The sequence below is a fragment of the Roseovarius sp. MMSF_3359 genome (genome assembly GCF_030733385.1).
Lineage (GTDB): Bacteria > Pseudomonadota > Alphaproteobacteria > Rhodobacterales > Rhodobacteraceae > Roseovarius.
In genome coordinates, this window is record NZ_JASHJC010000006.1 from 125482 (window position 1) to 142081 (window position 16600).

Genomic DNA, 16600 nt, shown 5'->3' on the forward strand with positions numbered 1-16600 from the left:
GTTTCGTCAATCCTTCACAAACATCTTGCGGGGGCGGTTGCAGAAGGTCTCGGCCGGGCCATCCTCGGTGATGAGGATCGATTCGGTGATCTCAAGCCCCCAGTCATCCATCCAGAGGCCGGGCATGAAATGGAAGGTCATGCCGGGCTCCAGCACGGTGTCATCCTCGGCGCGCAGGCTGATCGTGCGTTCGCCCCAATCGGGCGGGTAGCTGAGGCCGATGGGATAGCCGCAGCGCGCGCCGCGCTCGATCCCCGCTCGTTCCAGCGGGGCAGCCAGCGCATTGGCGATATCGCAGGCGCGGTTGCCGGCGCGGGCCTTTTCAAGCCCGGCTTCCAACCCTTCGACAAGCGCCGCTTCGGCGCGCAGGATTTCATCACCCGGTTTGCCGAGGAAAAGCGTACGGCAGAACGGTGTGTGATAACGGCGATAGACGCCGGAGATTTCAAAGAACGTCGCCTCGCCCTTTTGGAATTCGCGCCCGTCCCATGTCAGGTGCGGTGCAGCGGCGTCGGAGCCCGACGGCAGAAGCGGCGTGATCGCCGGATAATCCCCCCAGGCGCCGTCCACGCCACGGATGCCGTCGCGCAGGATTTCGGCAGCGACTTCGTTTTTCGGCACGCCCGGCTCGACCCGCTCCAATAGCCCATCGACGATCTTTTCCGAGATCGCCGCGGCCTTGCGCATGAAACCCAGCTCTTCGTCGGATTTCACCGTGCGCTGCCAGTTCACCAGCGCCGTGGCATCGACGAACGTGGCATCGCCCAGTTCGGCCTGCATCACGGCAAAAGCCTTGGCGGAGAAATAATAGTTGTCCATCTCAACCCCGATCCGGCCCGTCGCACGGCCCATGTCCTTGAGCCGCGCGGCAAGGTCCTGCATCGGGTGACGCACGGTAGATTGCACGAAATGATCGGCATAGCCATGCACGCGGTCGTCACTCATCCAAACGGTGCGGATGCCGCCATTGGCATCCTGCCTGCGTCCCCACCAGATCGGATCGTCATCGGGAAAGACAAGCACACCCTGATGCACATAGAACGACCAGCCGTCATAGCCCGTCAGCCAGTTCTGGTTCGACGGATCGGTGACGAAAAGCACGTCGATACCGGCCTTGTCCATCGCCGCGCGGGTCTTGGCCAGGCGGCGGTCGAATTCGGTCTGAGAGAACGGAAGGTCTTTGTGGATCATCATCATACCTGCGTGTTGTTGTCCGGTTCATTCTGAATGTTATGGGGCAGACTGCCCCAACAAAGGCGGCAAAGCACGTCGTTTTCCGGCGATCGGTCGCAGACCGCGTTGACGTATCGAATTCCCTGACCAACAGTGAGCGCGACATTGGGGAGGATGAGACATGGATGTGACTCTGGCGGATATTCATGCGGCGGCCAAGGTGATCCGGGGGGTAGCGGATGCAACACCGCTGGTGCCGTCGCCCTTCATGTCGGCGCGGACGGGCGCGGATTTCCTGCTGAAGCTCGAAAACATGCAGCCCATCGGTGCCTTCAAGATCCGCGGGGCGATGAACGCGGTCGCGGCGCTGGGCCCGGATGTGGCGGGGGTCACCTGTGTCTCCACTGGCAATCACGGACGGGGCGTGGCCTATGCCGCCGCGCAACGGGGGATGCGGGCGGTGATCTGCATGTCGTCGCTGGTGCCGCAGGCCAAGGTTGACGGGATCAAGGCGCTGGGGGCCGAGGTGCGTACCATCGGCATTTCGCAGGACGAAGCGCAGGTCGAGACCGACCGGTTGGTGGCGGAGGAGGGGATGGTCGAAATCTCGCCCTTCGACGATCCGCATGTGATCGCGGGTCAGGGCACCATCGGGCTCGAGATCATGGCCGCGCGGCCGGATATCGAAACGCTTCTGGTACCGCTCTCGGGTGGTGGGCTGGCAGCGGGGATCGCGCGGGCGGCCAAGGCGATCAAGCCGGGGGTGAAAGTGATCGGCATCAGCATGGATCGCGGGGCCGCGATGTATGAAAGCCTGCAGGCGGGCAAGCCGGTTGAAGTGCCGGAATTCGCGTCGCTGGCTGACAGTCTGGGCGGCGGCATCGGGTTGCAGAACAAGCTGAGCTTCGCGATGTGCCGTGAGCTTCTGGACGATGTGGTGCTGCTCAGCGAGGAAGAGATCTATCACGGGATGCAGACCCTCTATTACGAGGACCGGATCGTCGCCGAAGGGGCCTGCGTCGTCGGGCTGGCGGCGGTCTTGGCGGGGAAAATCACGCCAATCGGGCCGGTGGCAACGACGATCACGGGGCGCAACCTCAACATGGATATGTTCACCCGGATCGTCACCGGTCAGGATGTGCAGCTTGGTGACGTCACCGTGCCGGGCCGGGCTTACAAGGCCGCGTCATGACTCGGGTTGCCTGTCTGCTTGGCAGCCCGCGCGCCGGCGGAAACAGCGATCTGCTGGCCGGGGCTTTTTGCGATGCGGCCGGGGAGGCGGGCGCCAGCGTCGAGCAATTCGCGTTGCGCGATTTGCTGTTTCAGGGCTGCGTGAGCCTGCGCCATTGCAAGACCGGGGGTGAGACATGCGGCTTGGGCGATGATCTCAATCCGGTGCTGAGTGCCGTGGCGGAGGCCGACGTGGTGGTGATCGCTACGCCGATCTATTTCTGCAATATGAGCGGTTTGGCCAAGCAGGCACTGGACCGGTTCTTTTCGTTTTTCGTGCCCGACTACGTTACCGCAGATGTCCCGTCGCGGCTTGGTCGGAACAAGACGTTCGTGTTGGTACAAGTGCAGGGCGAAGGAGCGGATCGCTATGGCGATCTGCTGGACCAATATGGGCCTGCGCTGGACAAACTGGGGTTTCAGCGCCGTGAATTGATCCGGGCCAGTGGCGTTCGGGAGATCGGCGATGTCCTTGCGCGCAGCGACGCCCTGCAGCAGGCCAAGACCCTGGCGCGTGACCTGACCGGGGGTGGCGTGTGAAGCTGGGTATCTATCAATGCCGTGCCGCCGGTCGGTCCGCCGAAGCGCGGCTTGAGGTGCTTGATGCGCATCTGCGCGGGCAGGAACTGGACCTCCTGGTTTGCCCTGAGCTTTTCATATCAGGGTACAATGTGGGATCGGAAATCGACCGTCTGGCAGAGCCGCCGGATGGCCCGTTTGGTCGGCAGATGGCGGCCCTGGCCGTGCGGCATGGCTGCGCCATCGTCTATGGCTACCCGGAACGCGGGCTGGACGGGGTCTATAACTCGGCGGCGCTTTACGATGCCGGCGGTGTGTTGCAGGCCACTCATCGCAAGCAATTGCCGTCGCCAGGCAGCTTTGAAGAAGCGGCCTTTGGCCGGGGCGAAGGGGTCACCTTTGCCGAGGTCAACGGGTGGCGGATCGCGATGGTGATCTGCTACGAGGTCGAATTTCCCGAAACCATCCGGGCCGCGGCGCAGGGTGGCGCGCAACTGGTATTGGTGCCGACGGCACTTGGTGCGGATTGGGGCGTGGTCGCGGAAAAACTTGTCCCCGCGCGGGCCTATGAAAACGGCATCTACCTTGCCTATGCCAACCATGCCGGTACGGAAAACGGCGCGGCCTATTTTGGCGGCAGCCGGATCGTTGGACCGGATGGCCGGGAAGTGGCGGTGGCGGCGCAGGAGGAGGGTCTGATCCAAGGCGAGATTGCGCAGGCGCGGGTTGAGGTGATGCAGGCACGCTTGCCGTTCCTGCGGGATTGCAAGGCGCTTGAATGTTGAAACTCGACGACCGGGATATCGCGATCCTGCGGGTGCTTGCCGCTGAGGGGCGGATCACCAACGCGCAGCTCGCTGACCGGGTGGGGCTTTCGGCCAGCCCATGCTGGGAGCGGGTGCGCAAGCTGGAGCAGGCGGGGATCATCGAAGGCTACCAGGCGCGGATCGAGCTGAAGAAGCTCGGGCCGGTGATGACGGTGTTCGTGACGGTCGAGCTGACCGACCACACCGCCGCGGCGTTTCGCGTTTTCGAGGCGCATGTGCAGAAACTGCCCGAGATCACCGCCTGCTGGGCCTTGGGCGGTGGGTTCGATTACCTGATGCAGGTGGTAGCGCGGGATATCGAAACCTATCAGGCGCTGATGGACGCGATACTGGAGGCCGATGTCGGGCTGGCGCGGTACTTCACCTATGTCGTGACCAAGGACGTGAAGCCCGGGGCGGCGCCGCCTTTCGATCAGTTGCTGGGATAGGTTGGAATTGGCTCAGATCGCGCCTTGTGCGGCGGGATGGCCTGTCGCCACCCTTCGGATTTGTGCTTGCGCGGAATCAAGGCTACAGGGCCGAACGGCAGGCCAACCGGATCGCGTCGCGCAGAAGATTCTTCTGCAATCCGCCGCAAGTTCAGTTACACGATCTGGATCAGGCGGTGCATCTTCGCACCGATGACCGGAGTGAGGAACAGACCATGCTGAGAAACGATCAACTGGCGGAATGGGATCGCGAGAATTTCTTTCATGCGTCCACCCATCTGGCGCAATTCGCGCGGGGGGAGCTTGCCAACCGGGTCATCACCGGCGGCACCGGTTGTCATATCGAGGATCGCGATGGTGTGCGGCTGCTCGATGCTTTTGCCGGGCTTTATTGCGTGAATGTAGGCTATGGCCGCGAGGATATTGCCGAGGCGATCGCGAAGCAGTCCAAGGAGCTTGCCTATTACCATGCCTATGTCGGTCACGGGACAGAGGCCAGTATCACGCTCGCCAAGATGGTGTTGGACCGGGCGCCTGCGAACATGTCCAAGGTCTATTTTGGCCTCAGTGGCTCGGACGCGAATGAGACCAACATCAAGCTGATCTGGTATTACAACAACATCCTCGGTCGCCCCGAGAAGAAGAAGATTATCAGCCGCTGGCGCGGCTATCACGGCTCGGGCCTGATGACCGGATCGTTGACGGGCCTTGAGCTTTTCCACAAGAAATTTGACCTGCCGCTGGCGCAGGTCGTGCATACTGAAGCGCCCTACTATTTCCGCCGCGACGATCTGGACCAGAGCGAAACACAGTTCGTGGCCCATTGCGTGGCCGAACTTGAGGCCCTGATCGCGCGCGAGGGGGCCGACACGATCGCCGCCTTCATCGGTGAGCCGGTTCTTGGGACCGGGGGCATTGTGCCGCCGCCCGAGGGCTATTGGCCCGCGATCCAGGCGGTGCTGAAAAAACACGATATCCTGCTGGTGACCGATGAGGTGGTGACGGGTTTTGGTCGGCTGGGCAGCATGTTCGGCGGCGACCACTACGGGATCGAGGCGGACCTTATCACCATCGCCAAGGGCCTGACCTCAGCCTATGCGCCGCTTTCGGGCAGCATTGTCAGCGACAGGATGTGGAAAGTTTTGGAGCAGGGGACCGATGAAAACGGCCCCATTGGCCATGGCTGGACCTATTCGGCGCATCCCATCGGGGCGGCGGCGGGGGTGGCTAACCTGAAACTGCTCGATGAATTGGACCTGATCGCCAATAACCGCGACACCGGTGCCTATCTGAACCGGGCAATGCGGGACGCGCTGGGTGATCATCCGCATGTGGGCGAGGTGCGCGGCGAAGGGATGCTCTGCGCGGTGGAATTCGTCAAGGACCGGTCCGACCGGACATTCTTTGACGCGGGCGACAAGATCGGGCCGCAGATCGCCGCGGCGCTGGCCGCCGATGGCGTGATTGGACGGGCGATGCCGCAGGGCGATATCCTGGGGTTTGCGCCGCCGTTTTGCCTCACGCGTACAGAGGCCGACGAGGTAGTGCGCAAGACCGCAAAAGCGGTTCATTCCGTGCTCGGGTGAAGGTTCAAATGCGATTGAAGATCGCCGAATCGCCGGTCAAATCCCGCATAACTGACCGGCTTTTCCCGGCCTTGCGACTAAATTCATCCCCGCGTTAAGCGAAAAAGACTAAATTCCTCAAGTGGTCGTTTATTCGGCCGAAAATGCCGCACTCAGCTTGCATCATGTCGAATTTGGCGGTTTAGTCTGCTCCGAACGCGGAGAAACCGCGACGTGACTAGACAGGGAGCTCCAATTGGCAGAGCCAGCAACCAACGATGCGTTCGTTGAATTTGAACGCGTGCAAAAAAGCTATGATGGCGAAACGCTTGTCGTAAAAGACCTCAATCTTTCACTGCCGAAAGGCGAGTTTCTGACGATGCTTGGGCCGTCCGGGTCCGGCAAGACGACATGCCTGATGATGCTGGCAGGGTTCGAGACGGCAACCCATGGTGAAATCCGTCTCGACGGGCGCGAGATCAACAACATCCCGCCGCACAAACGCGGCATCGGCATGGTGTTCCAGAACTACGCGCTTTTTCCGCATATGACGATTGCCGAGAACCTCAGCTTTCCGCTGGAGGTGCGCAAGATGGGCAAATCCGACCGCGAAGCCAAGGTCAAGCGCGCGCTCGACATGGTCGAGATGGGCGCATTTGGCGGGCGGCGTCCGGCGCAGTTGTCGGGCGGACAGCAGCAGCGGATCGCCCTGGCCCGTGCGCTGGTTTTCGAACCTGAACTGGTGTTGATGGACGAACCGCTTGGTGCGCTCGACAAGCAGTTGCGCGAAAAGATGCAGTTCGAGATTACCAACCTGGCGCACAGCCTTGGCATCACGACCGTGTACGTGACCCACGACCAGACCGAGGCGCTGACGATGTCGGACCGCGTGGCCGTGTTCGACGATGGCCGCATTCAACAGATCGCACCGCCGGATCAGCTTTACGAAGAGCCTGACAACAGTTTCGTGGCGCAGTTCATTGGCGAAAACAACACGCTGATGGGGACCGTCAAGGAGATCAAGGGCGATCAGGCGCTTGTCGAACTGGACGATGGCGAGGTGATCGACTGCAAGCCCGTCAATGTGAGTGCCGTGGGCGAGCGCACCCGCGTGTCGATCCGGCCCGAACGGGTCGAGTTCAACAAGGATCGCCTGCAGAAGGGGGCGCATACGCTCAAGGCCGAGGTGTTGGAATTCATCTACATGGGTGACATCTTCCGCACACGCCTGCGCGTCGCCGGCAATGACGAGTTCATCGTCAAGACCCGGAATGCACCGGATCAGGTTCGCCTGAAGCCCGGTGAGCAGATCGAGGTCGGCTGGTTGCCGCAGGATTGCCGGGCGCTTGATGCATAAAGGATTATCGCGTCTCACCATGGCGCGGTGAACAGCGGGTCCCGACGTAATGCCCGTGACAGGGACCCCGAAATGTAGCTAACGGGCACACTTAGGGAGAAATGAGTATGAAACTTACGAAAACTCTGCTTGCAACGACGGCGCTCACCGTTGCTGCGGGTACTGTTACCGCCGAAGAGATGACCATCGTGTCCTGGGGCGGCGCCTATTCCAAGTCGCAGCTGAAGGCTTATCACGAGCCCTATTCGGAAAAGACCGGCGTCACCATCATCAACGATGACAGCTCGGCCGAAGCCGTGGCGAAACTGCGGGCGATGGCCGAAGCCGACAATATCACGTGGGACGTGGTGGACGTGGTTGCGGCCGACGCCCTGCGCCTTTGTGACGAAGGTCTGGCGATGGAAATCGACCCTGACACCATGCTGGCCCCGGCACCCGATGGTACGCCCGCCTCGGAAGATTTCGGTGACCTGCTGGTGGGTGACTGCTTCATCCCGCAGATCGTCTACTCGACGACATTCGGTTACCGCACCGACATGGTCGGCGACACGCCTCCGACCGATGTCTGCGCGGTCTTCGACCTCGAAGCCTATCCGGGCAAGCGGGCGCTTGAGAAGCGTTCGATCAACAACATGGAATGGGCTCTGCTCTGCGACGGTGTTGCCAAGGACGAAGTTTATGACGTGCTGGCCACCGAAGAAGGTCAGAATCAGGCCTTGGCCAAGCTCGACACGATCAAGGATCAGGTCGTCTGGTGGAATGCCGGTGCCGACACGCCGCAGCTTCTGGCCGATGGCGAAATCGTCATGGGCTCGACCTATAACGGTCGTCTGTTCAGCGTGATCGAAGAGCAGAAGCAACCTGTTGCCATGCTGTGGGACGCGCAGATCTTTGACCTCGACGGCTGGATCATTCCCGCCGGTCTGAGCGAAGAGCGCAAGGCGCGCGCGCTGGACTACATCATGTTCGCGACCGACACGCAGCGTCTGGCGGATCAGGCCAAGTACATCTCGTACGGTCCGGCCCGTAAGTCTTCGGCACCGCTCGTTGGCAAGCACGCGGAACTGGGCATCGACATGGCGCCGCACATGCCGACCGATCCGAACAACGCCAAGAACACGTTCCTCTACAACTACGAGTTCTGGGCGGATTACCGCGACGACATCGAGGCCAAGTTCCAGGCGTGGCTGGCACAATAAATCAGGTGCGGCGCGTGTGATTGCGCGCCACACCCAATAAACAAAGCGCGGCCCGGGGTAACGGGCCGCGCGACCAAACGGGGAAAAGACATATGCCGAAAGGCTACATCATTGGGCATATCACGGTGAATGATCCCGAGGCGTACAAGGAGTATGTCGAGAAGGACACGCCGATCCTGCTGGCACTTGGAGGCAAGTTCATCGTCCGCGGCGGCCCATCCGAAGTGGCCGAAGGCGAGAGTCTGAACCGCCATGTGGTGATTGAATTCCCAAGTTTCGAGGCCGCGAAGGCCGCTTACAACGATCCCGAGTACCAAGAGGTTGCCGAGATCAGAAGACGCACTGCCGACAGTGTAATCATATTGGTCGAGGGGACCTGAGATGAGTGACGCCGCAGATACCGGGCCGGTGCTGGCCGCCGATGGTACACCGCTGAAGCGAAGCCTGGCGCGCGCCTTGCGGGTTCAGAAGACACGCGCGCTTCTCTTGATCGCGCCGCTGCTGGTTTTTGTGCTCATCTCTTTCATCATGCCGATTGCCAGTATGCTGTTCCGCTCGGTTGAAAATGATATCGTCCGCAACACCCTGCCTGAGACAGTGCCGCTTTTGGCTGAGTGGGATGCGACGTCAGGCGAATTGCCGGGCGAAGAGGTCTATGCGGCGCTGGCGCGCGACATGATCGTGGCGGTGAACGCCAAGGAGCATACGAAACTCGCCACGCGGCTGAACTATGAACAGACCGGCATCGCGTCGATGTTCCGCAAGTCCGGGCGCCAGATCAAGAAATGGGATCCGGTGGCGGACGCCCCTTTCAAGGACAAGTTCATCGAATTGCATGAGGGCTGGGGCGAGCTTGAGACCTGGAAAACCATCCAAACCCATTCATCGACCTATACCAGCGGCTATTTCCTGAACGCCATCGACATGCAGAAGACGCCCGAGGGTATTCAGGCGCAGCCAGAGAACAAGCAGATCCTGGTCAAGCTGTTCATCCGGACGCTCATCATGTCCTTGATCATCATGGGAGCCTGTATCCTGCTGGGATATCCCGTCGCCTGGATCCTGGCGAACCTGCCGGCCAACAAGGCGAACCTGTTGATGATCCTTGTGCTGCTGCCGTTCTGGACCTCGCTTCTGGTGCGGACGTCGGCGTGGAAGGTGATGTTGCAGCAACAGGGCGTGATCAACGACGTGCTGGTCTGGATCGGGCTGGTGGATGACGCCAACAGGCTCATCATGATCAACAACCAGTTCGGCACGATCGTGGCGATGACCCACATCCTGCTGCCGTTCATGATCCTGCCGATGTATTCGGTGATGCAGACCATCAACCCGAGCTATGTGCGCGCGGCCAAATCGCTTGGCGCGACCAACTGGACGGCCTTCTGGCGGGTCTATTTCCCGCAGAGCGTGCCGGGCATCGGGGCGGGCTCGATCCTCGTCTTCATCCTCGCCATCGGGTATTATATCACGCCTGAGATCGTCGGCGGTACCAAGGGTGTCTTCATCTCGAACCGGATTGCCTATCACATCTCCAGCTCGCTCAACTGGGGCCTCGCGGCCGCGTTGGGGACGATCCTGCTGGCGGCGGTTCTGATCCTATACTGGGCCTATGACAAGATCGTGGGCATCGACAACGTGAAGCTGGGGTAACGCGACATGAGCCTTCCAACATATGCCACGTTCGGCCAGCGCGTCTGGTACTACACCTTCCGCTTCATCTGTGCTCTGATCTTCATCTTCCTGATCACGCCGATCCTGGTGGTCCTGCCGCTCAGCTTCAATGCCGAGGATTTCTTTACCTTCACGCCCGAAATGCTGCGGCTCGATCCCGAAGGCTATTCGCTGAAGCACTACCGCGACTTCTGGAACAACAACGAATGGCAGCGCAGTTTCAAGAACTCGCTCATCATCGCGCCGATTGCGACGGTTATCTCCGTGTCTCTGGGGACGCTCGCCGCCATCGGCCTCAGCCAATCGCATGTGCCGTTCCGCCGGGCGATCATGGCGATCCTGATCTCGCCGATGATCGTGCCGCTCATCATCTCGGCCACCGGCATGTTCTTCTTCTACAGCCAGGTGGGCAATTTCCTCGAAGGCACTTTGGGCTTCAACAAGAACTTCGTGGGCTACGTCAAAGTGGTCCTCGCCCATGCGGTTCTGGGTATTCCCTTTGTCATCATCACCGTCACCGCGACACTTGTGGGCTTCGACCGCTCCCTGACGCGCGCCGCCGCCAACATGGGGGCCGATCCGGTCACGACCTTTTTCAAAGTGCAGATGCCGCTCATTCTGCCCGGTGTGATTTCCGGCGGGCTCTTCGCCTTCATCACGTCCTTTGACGAAGTGGTCGTGGTGCTGTTCGTCGGCTCCGCCTCGCAGAAAACCCTGCCCTGGCAGATGTTCACCGGCCTGCGCGAGCAGATCAGCCCGACCATCCTCGCCGTGGCCACGATCCTCGTGGTGATCTCCATCGCGCTCCTGACCACGGTAGAGCTTCTGCGCCGACGGTCAGAGCGGTTGCGGGGCATCCGGCCAAGCTAGATACCTGGCCCCTGTTTGCGACATCGGGGGCGCATTCGGACGCGACAGGGTTGGCCTGAGCGACAAGGATTTGTTCTTGTGAACAGGTTTGCGATCTTCAGGTGACCCAGTCGGTTTGGGATAAGCCGGGTAATGCCCCGGGCAAGGCATTGCGCGGCAATGCCATTTGCGTGGCCGCTGTGGCGCTCTTTGCGACGGGGTTTCCCGCGGCCGAGGAATTGCTCAAGACCTGGGGGCCGATTTCGCTGATAACCGCCCGGCTTGTGCTTGCCTGCGCGCTACTGTTGCTCATGTGGATCATCGCAGACGGGTGGCGGCGCGTGGTTGCGGCGCCGCTGTTGCGCGGGCTGATCATCGGTGCGACGGGCTTTGGCGCAGGCGCGATCCTGATGCTTGTCGCGCAGGACCTCACGGATCCGGTGACTGCCGTCCTCACCGCCGCAACCATGCCGGTGACCGCGGTTGCGCTGGAGGTTCTGTTCGACGGACGTCGCCTGACCCGAAACTTCGTGATCGGAACCTGCCTGGTTCTTCTGGGCGGCTACCTGGCCACCGGTGTGGATCTCAGGCAGGTAACCTATGGCGGTGGAATTCTATTGGGTTTGTTGGCGACCGCGCAGTTTGCCTGGGGGTCCCGAAAGGCGATCAAGGGCCTGCCGGAGATGTCGGCGCTTGGGCAATGTACCATAACTCTATGTGGCGCCATGCTCTTTGCCATCGCAACGCTGGCCGTGTTCGAAATGTTCGGATGGTCGGGCACCGATATCGCCCCGCTCGGGCCATGGGGATGGTCAATGCTGCTGCTTTACTCTCTGGTCGCAATGGCGATCAGTCAGGCTTTCTGGATACTTGGTGTGTCGCATCTGGGAATTGGGATCGCGTCATTCCATCTCAACGCCGCACCGTTCTACGTGATGCTGATCCTTCTGGCCCTGGGTGAGGTCTGGGATTGGAACCGCGCCCTTGGGGCGGCGATTTTGGCCGTCGGTGTCGTTCTGGCGCAGCAACGCCGCGCGGCGTGACGGCAATCAGCAAGAGCAAAGAAAAACGCCCCGCGCGGATGGCACGGGGCGTTGTTCAGGGTCTGGTCATTCTACGACCGGACGAGCTGCTCATATGCTTCCGAGATCTCGCGCGCCATGTCGCCCACTTCGAACGTGTAGTCGCCGATCTGGCCTACTGGGGTGACCTCTGCCGCCGTGCCGGTGAGCCAGCATTGCTCGAACCCTTCCATCTCCTCGGGCATGATGTGGCGCTCATGCACCTTGATCTGGCGGTCTTCGAGCATGCCGATCACGGTCTGCCGGGTCAGGCCGTTGAGGAAGCAATCGGGCAGGGGTGTATGCACCTCGCCATCCTTGACGAAGAAGATGTTCGCGCCGGTCGCCTCAGCCACATAGCCGCGGTAATCCATGAAAAGCGCGTCGGAGCAACCCTTGGCCTCAGCCGCGTGTTTCGACGTGGTGCAGATCATGTAGAGGCCCGCCGCCTTGGCATGAACCGGGATCGTCTCAGGGCTTGGGCGTTTCCATTTCGAAATGTCGAGCTTGGCGCCCTTCATCTTGGCGTCGCCGTAATAGGCGCCCCATTCCCAGGCCGCGATCACCAGGTGGACCGGGTTTCGGGCCGAGGCGACACCCATGTCTTCGCCCGCGCCGCGCCAGGCCACGGCCCGCACATAGGCATCGGTCAACCCGTTGGCCTCAAGCACCTCTTTCTTGGCGGCTTCGATTTCGTCCACGGTGAAGGGGATTTCGAAATCCAACTCGCCGGCCGAGAAATGCAGGCGTTCGGAATGTTCCCGGCTTCTGAAGATCTTGCCGTTATAGGCGCGCTCGCCCTCGAACACCGAACTGGCGTAATGCATCGCGTGGGTGAGGATGTGCACATTGGCCTCGCGCCAGTCGATAAGTTTGCCATCCATCCATATCTTGCCATCGCGGTCGTCATAGCCAGCCATTTCGGTCTCCTCTTGCGGCCAGTGTTTGCATTTGTTGCGCAAAATACGTCCGTATCGGACATAAAATTTCGCTAAAACTGCGATTCGGTATCAGTTCATCCTTGGAATGTCAACAAAGCTGACGTATTGTGACATTGTGCCGGGGATTTGTGAACGGAGAGAGCGATGCCCGAAGTACAAGGTGGCGAGAACCTGCTGTTTCTGACCGACGAGCAGCTACGGCAGGGGATCGAGGCGATGTTTTTTGCCTATCGTGGGTTCACGGCCGATCCCGATCGTATCCTGTCGGGCATGGCTTACGGACGGGCGCATCACCGGGCGGTGCATTTCATCGCCCGCGCCCCGGGGACCACAGTCAACAACCTGCTCAACATCCTGGGTGTGACAAAACAGTCTTTGAACCGGGTTTTGCGGACTTTGGTCGACGATGGCCTAGTTGATAGCCGCGTGGGCAAAAGTGACAAGCGAGAGCGCAACTTGTATTTGACCGATGAAGGCATGGAATTGGAACGCAAGCTGAGCGATGCGCAGCGGGCCCGCATGCGTGCCGCTTATCGCGCCGCCGGCCCCGAAGCCGTCTCGGGGTTTCGCCAGGTGCTCGAGGCGATGATGGATACGGAAATGCGCCGGCAATATTACAAAATCAGGGATGCAAAATCATGAGCGATCCAGCCCCCCACCTTCTGATCGTTGATGACGATGAGCGCATTCGCGGGCTCTTGCGGAAATTCCTTGCGCGCAATGGGTTCCTCGTGTCGGTCGCGCGGGATGCGGCCCATGCGCGGCGCATCCTGTCGGGGCTGGAGTTCGACCTGATTGTCATGGACGTGATGATGCCGGGTGAAGACGGTGTTGACCTGACCCGCAGTCTGCGCAGCGAAGAAATCACCACCCCGATCCTGTTGCTGACCGCCAAGGGGGATACGGACGACCGCATCTCCGGGCTGGAGGCTGGAGCGGATGATTACCTGCCCAAGCCGTTCGAACCCAAGGAGTTGCTCCTGCGGATCAACGCGATCCTGCGGAGGATGCCCACGCCCGAGCCCGAAAATACCGTGCCCAAGGTGCTGCATATGGGGCCGATCCGGTTCGATATCGAACGCTCGGAACTGATGCAGGGGGAGCAGGTGGTACGCCTGACGGCAACGGAAGTGCAGCTAATGCGTATCTTCGTCGAAAACCTGCGCCAACCGGTCAGCCGCACCAAGCTGGTCGAGGATCTGGGCCGCGATGGCGGACAGGCGCAGGAACGTGCCGTGGACGTGCAGATCACCCGCCTGCGCCGCAAGCTGGAAACCGACCCGAAACAACCGCGCTACCTGCAAACCGTGCGGGGTGAAGGGTACATGCTGGTGCCTGACTGATCTGGTCGCGTCGGCGGCGTTATTATCGTCAGCGGGTGAAGCGCATGGCCGACAGGGTCGTGACATAAGAAGCGCGGTCAACTGGCTCCAATCCGCATCCCTGCAGCATTGCCCTTGAGGCCGCATTGTCCCCCGCGGCAAACCCCATGACACGCGCGGCCCCGAGATCGTCCAGCGCCAGGGCAATCAGCTCGGACGTCACGCGCCTGCCAAGCCCTTTTCCCCGCGCCGCAGGATCACATGCAATCAACCCGACCCAGGCACAATCGTGAAGGGGTGAATGCGCGTTTTGCATCATCCCCACGAAACCAGCGGCCAGGATGGTGCCGTCGGCCGCGGTGGCGACAAGCGATCGCGCAGTGCAGATATCGCCGGTCAGGACAGCGGCGGACAATGGGGCGATGCCATTGGCGACATAGAAAGCCTGAAGCGTGGTGACGGTCCGGGTGTCCACGACCTGCGTCGTCACACCGTCGGGCAGGTCCTGTCCCAGGGTGTCACGGATCGCGCCGCGCACCGCACCGGACGCCCGCCAGAACCCATTCCAGGTGTGAAGTTCCACACCCAGATCGGCGGTCTGCTGCTTGATTTCCTCCAGACCGTCGGGCGCAATCCAGCGGAATGAAAAGGCGCCATCTTCGCGCAGGTGATCGCGGATAATATCCCACCCGAGCCTTGCCGGATCGTCCGCTCCCATCACACGCCCCGTCAGGCAGGCCCCCGGCGTGCGCATGATCCACGGCGTTAACCGGTCGGATTTGCGTTGCAGCCTCTGCTGCGCCTCTGTGCCGTAATACCCGCTCAACCCCCGGCCCTTTCCTGCGGTCAACAGGCCCGTGCTAACAGATCGAATCCTTGAAGTCTTGAGGCCACAGGCGTAGATCATCCTCATGACACGGATTTTTGACATGGATGATCGCGCGCGCCTGCCTTGGCGGTTCTTTGGTGCGACGATGACTGTGCTTGCCGCCCTATAGGGCGCGGCCACCCTGTCGATTCTGAAAATTACCTAACATATGGGAGAGGGCTTATGTCCCCCAAGACACTCTATGACAAGATCTGGGATGCTCATCTGGCGCATGAAGCCGAGGATGGCACCTGCCTTTTGTATATCGACCGTCACCTCGTACACGAAGTGACCAGCCCGCAGGCCTTTGAGGGGCTGCGCATGGCGGGCCGGACGGTGCACGCACCGGACAAGACCATCGCGGTGCCGGATCATAACGTGCCGACGACGCTCGACCGTGCCAACGCGGCCACCATGACCGAAGACAGCCGCGTGCAGGTCGAGGCGCTCGACAAGAACGCCAAGGAGTTCGGCATTCACTATTACCCGGTCTCCGACGTGCGTCAGGGCATCGTGCATATCGTCGGCCCCGAGCAGGGCTGGACCTTGCCCGGCATGACTGTGGTCTGCGGCGATAGTCACACGGCAACGCATGGCGCTTTCGGCGCGCTGGCGCATGGGATCGGGACGTCCGAGGTGGAGCATGTTCTGGCCACGCAGACCCTGATCCAGAAGAAATCCAAGAACATGAAGGTTGAGATCACAGGCAAACTGCGCCCCGGGGTGACCGCCAAGGACATCACCCTGTCGGTGATTGGCAAGACCGGCACCGCGGGCGGCACCGGCTACGTGATCGAGTACTGCGGTGAGGCCATTCGCGACCTTTCCATGGAAGGCCGCATGACCGTCTGCAACATGGCGATCGAAGGTGGCGCGCGTGCGGGCCTGATCGCGCCGGACGAGAAGACCTATGAATATGTCAAAGGCCGTCCCCATGCACCGAAAGACGATCAGTGGGATGCGGCGCTTGCCTGGTGGAAGACGCTTTATTCCGACGATGACGCACATTGGGACCTGGTGGTGACGATCAAGGGCGAGGATATCGCGCCGGTCGTGACCTGGGGTACCTCGCCAGAGGATGTGCTGCCGATCACCGCCGCCGTGCCTGCGCCGTCGGATTTCGAAGGTGGCAAGGTCGGCGCGGCGGAACGCTCGCTCGACTATATGGGCCTCGAGCCGGGGACGCCGCTCAACGAGGTCGAGATCGACACCGTCTTTATCGGCTCCTGCACCAATGGCCGGATCGAAGATCTGCGCGCGGCGGCCGAGATCCTGAAGGGCAAGAAGATCGCCGTCAAACGCGCGATGGTCGTGCCGGGCTCTGGCCTCGTGCGGGCACAGGCCGAGGAAGAGGGCCTCGCGGATATCTTCAAGGAGGCCGGTTTTGAATGGCGTCTGGCGGGATGTTCCATGTGCCTTGCCATGAACCCCGATCAGCTCAGCCCTGGCGAACGCTGCGCGGCCACCTCCAACCGCAACTTCGAGGGTCGGCAGGGCCGGGGCGGACGCACCCACCTGATGTCGCCCGCGATGGCGGCGGCGGCGGCGGTGACCGGACGCCTGACCGATGTGCGCGAGATGATGTGA

At 61.3% G+C, this 16600-nt stretch carries 16 protein-coding genes and 1 pseudogene; 14 read left to right on the forward strand and 3 right to left on the reverse strand.

Features of this window, described 5'->3' with window-relative positions; translation table 11 throughout:
- Positions 1-6: 6 nt before the first annotated feature.
- The gene (locus RBB29_RS10595) at positions 7-1191 is read right to left on the reverse strand and encodes a M24 family metallopeptidase (protein WP_306114374.1); all 1185 of its coding nucleotides are present in this window, start codon (positions 1189-1191) and stop codon (positions 7-9) included.
- Positions 1192-1354: 163 nt separating this feature from the next.
- On the opposite strand from RBB29_RS10595, the gene eutB reads away from it, so the two are divergent.
- The 11 genes and pseudogenes from eutB (at position 1355) to RBB29_RS10650 (ending at position 11864) form a co-directional block, all read left to right on the forward strand.
- On the forward strand, positions 1355-2365 hold the full coding sequence (gene eutB / locus RBB29_RS10600; RefSeq protein ID WP_306114284.1) for a hydroxyectoine utilization dehydratase EutB: 1011 nt from the start codon (positions 1355-1357) through the stop codon (positions 2363-2365).
- On the forward strand, positions 2362-2943 hold the full coding sequence (locus RBB29_RS10605; protein ID WP_306114283.1) for a flavodoxin family protein: 582 nt from the start codon (positions 2362-2364) through the stop codon (positions 2941-2943). Before eutB ends, RBB29_RS10605 begins: the two co-directional genes overlap by 4 nt.
- Positions 2940-3707 carry a carbon-nitrogen hydrolase family protein gene (locus RBB29_RS10610; RefSeq protein WP_306114282.1) on the forward strand — a complete coding sequence of 256 codons (768 nt, stop codon included), beginning with the start codon at positions 2940-2942 and terminating at the stop codon, positions 3705-3707. The genes RBB29_RS10605 and RBB29_RS10610 overlap by 4 nt, the downstream gene beginning before the upstream one ends.
- On the forward strand, positions 3704-4177 hold the full coding sequence (locus RBB29_RS10615; protein ID WP_306114373.1) for an Lrp/AsnC family transcriptional regulator: 474 nt from the start codon (positions 3704-3706) through the stop codon (positions 4175-4177). The genes RBB29_RS10610 and RBB29_RS10615 overlap by 4 nt, the downstream gene beginning before the upstream one ends.
- 215 nt (positions 4178-4392) lie before the next feature.
- A complete protein-coding gene (locus tag RBB29_RS10620; RefSeq protein WP_306114281.1) occupies positions 4393-5763 on the forward strand; it encodes an aspartate aminotransferase family protein in 1371 nt (456 codons plus the stop codon).
- A 235-nt stretch (positions 5764-5998) separates the two neighbouring features.
- A complete protein-coding gene (locus RBB29_RS10625; RefSeq protein WP_306114280.1) occupies positions 5999-7099 on the forward strand; it encodes an ABC transporter ATP-binding protein in 1101 nt (366 codons plus the stop codon).
- 107 nt (positions 7100-7206) lie between these two features.
- Positions 7207-8298, forward strand: coding sequence for an extracellular solute-binding protein (locus RBB29_RS10630; RefSeq protein ID WP_306114279.1), 1092 nt, complete (start codon positions 7207-7209; stop codon positions 8296-8298).
- A 92-nt stretch (positions 8299-8390) separates the two neighbouring features.
- On the forward strand, positions 8391-8678 hold the full coding sequence (locus tag RBB29_RS10635) for a DUF1330 domain-containing protein (protein WP_306114278.1): 288 nt from the start codon (positions 8391-8393) through the stop codon (positions 8676-8678).
- 1 nt (position 8679) lies between these two features.
- Positions 8680-9951: an ABC transporter permease gene (locus RBB29_RS10640; RefSeq protein ID WP_306114277.1), complete on the forward strand. Its 1272-nt coding sequence runs from the start codon at positions 8680-8682 to the stop codon at positions 9949-9951.
- A 12-nt stretch (positions 9952-9963) separates the two neighbouring features.
- Positions 9964-10842 (forward strand): annotated as a pseudogene (locus tag RBB29_RS10645) (ABC transporter permease); the annotation flags it as partial.
- Positions 10843-10943: 101 nt separating this feature from the next.
- Positions 10944-11864 (forward strand): DMT family transporter, encoded by a 921-nt coding sequence (locus RBB29_RS10650; protein WP_306114275.1) that lies wholly within the window; start codon positions 10944-10946, stop codon positions 11862-11864.
- Positions 11865-11935: 71 nt separating this feature from the next.
- Here RBB29_RS10650 and RBB29_RS10655 read toward each other — a convergent pair whose 3' ends face one another.
- Positions 11936-12802, reverse strand: a complete 867-nt coding sequence (locus RBB29_RS10655; protein ID WP_306114274.1) for a branched-chain amino acid aminotransferase — start codon at positions 12800-12802, stop codon at positions 11936-11938.
- Between the two features lie 165 nt (positions 12803-12967).
- Here RBB29_RS10655 and RBB29_RS10660 point away from each other — a divergent pair, with 165 nt between their 5' ends.
- Positions 12968-13465, forward strand: a complete 498-nt coding sequence (locus RBB29_RS10660) for a MarR family winged helix-turn-helix transcriptional regulator (RefSeq protein WP_306114273.1) — start codon at positions 12968-12970, stop codon at positions 13463-13465.
- Positions 13462-14166 (forward strand): response regulator, encoded by a 705-nt coding sequence (locus RBB29_RS10665; protein WP_306114272.1) that lies wholly within the window; start codon positions 13462-13464, stop codon positions 14164-14166. The genes RBB29_RS10660 and RBB29_RS10665 overlap by 4 nt, the downstream gene beginning before the upstream one ends.
- A 28-nt stretch (positions 14167-14194) precedes the next feature.
- Here the strand turns inward: RBB29_RS10665 and RBB29_RS10670 are convergent, their stop codons facing one another.
- Positions 14195-14995, reverse strand: a complete 801-nt coding sequence (locus tag RBB29_RS10670) for a GNAT family N-acetyltransferase (protein ID WP_306114271.1) — start codon at positions 14993-14995, stop codon at positions 14195-14197.
- A 201-nt stretch (positions 14996-15196) separates the two neighbouring features.
- Between RBB29_RS10670 and leuC the strand changes: the two genes are divergently transcribed.
- Positions 15197-16600, forward strand: a complete 1404-nt coding sequence (gene leuC / locus RBB29_RS10675; protein WP_306114270.1) for a 3-isopropylmalate dehydratase large subunit — start codon at positions 15197-15199, stop codon at positions 16598-16600.

Excerpts from the sequence above, each read along its gene's own strand:
- RBB29_RS10660 (WP_306114273.1), top strand. The coding sequence starts at position 12,968 with ATGCCCGAAGTACAAGGTGGCGAGAACCTGCTGTTTCTGACCGACGAG.
- RBB29_RS10655 (WP_306114274.1), bottom strand. The coding sequence starts at position 12,802 with ATGGCTGGCTATGACGACCGCGATGGCAAGATATGGATGGATGGCAAA.
- RBB29_RS10635 (WP_306114278.1), top strand. The coding sequence starts at position 8,391 with ATGCCGAAAGGCTACATCATTGGGCATATCACGGTGAATGATCCCGAG.
- eutB (WP_306114284.1), top strand. The coding sequence starts at position 1,355 with ATGGATGTGACTCTGGCGGATATTCATGCGGCGGCCAAGGTGATCCGG.
- RBB29_RS10640 (WP_306114277.1), top strand. The coding sequence starts at position 8,680 with ATGAGTGACGCCGCAGATACCGGGCCGGTGCTGGCCGCCGATGGTACA.
- RBB29_RS10665 (WP_306114272.1), top strand. The coding sequence starts at position 13,462 with ATGAGCGATCCAGCCCCCCACCTTCTGATCGTTGATGACGATGAGCGC.
- RBB29_RS10605 (WP_306114283.1), top strand. The coding sequence starts at position 2,362 with ATGACTCGGGTTGCCTGTCTGCTTGGCAGCCCGCGCGCCGGCGGAAAC.
- RBB29_RS10620 (WP_306114281.1), top strand. The coding sequence starts at position 4,393 with ATGCTGAGAAACGATCAACTGGCGGAATGGGATCGCGAGAATTTCTTT.
- leuC (WP_306114270.1), top strand. The coding sequence starts at position 15,197 with ATGTCCCCCAAGACACTCTATGACAAGATCTGGGATGCTCATCTGGCG.
- RBB29_RS10595 (WP_306114374.1), bottom strand. The coding sequence starts at position 1,191 with ATGATCCACAAAGACCTTCCGTTCTCTCAGACCGAATTCGACCGCCGC.
- RBB29_RS10630 (WP_306114279.1), top strand. The coding sequence starts at position 7,207 with ATGAAACTTACGAAAACTCTGCTTGCAACGACGGCGCTCACCGTTGCT.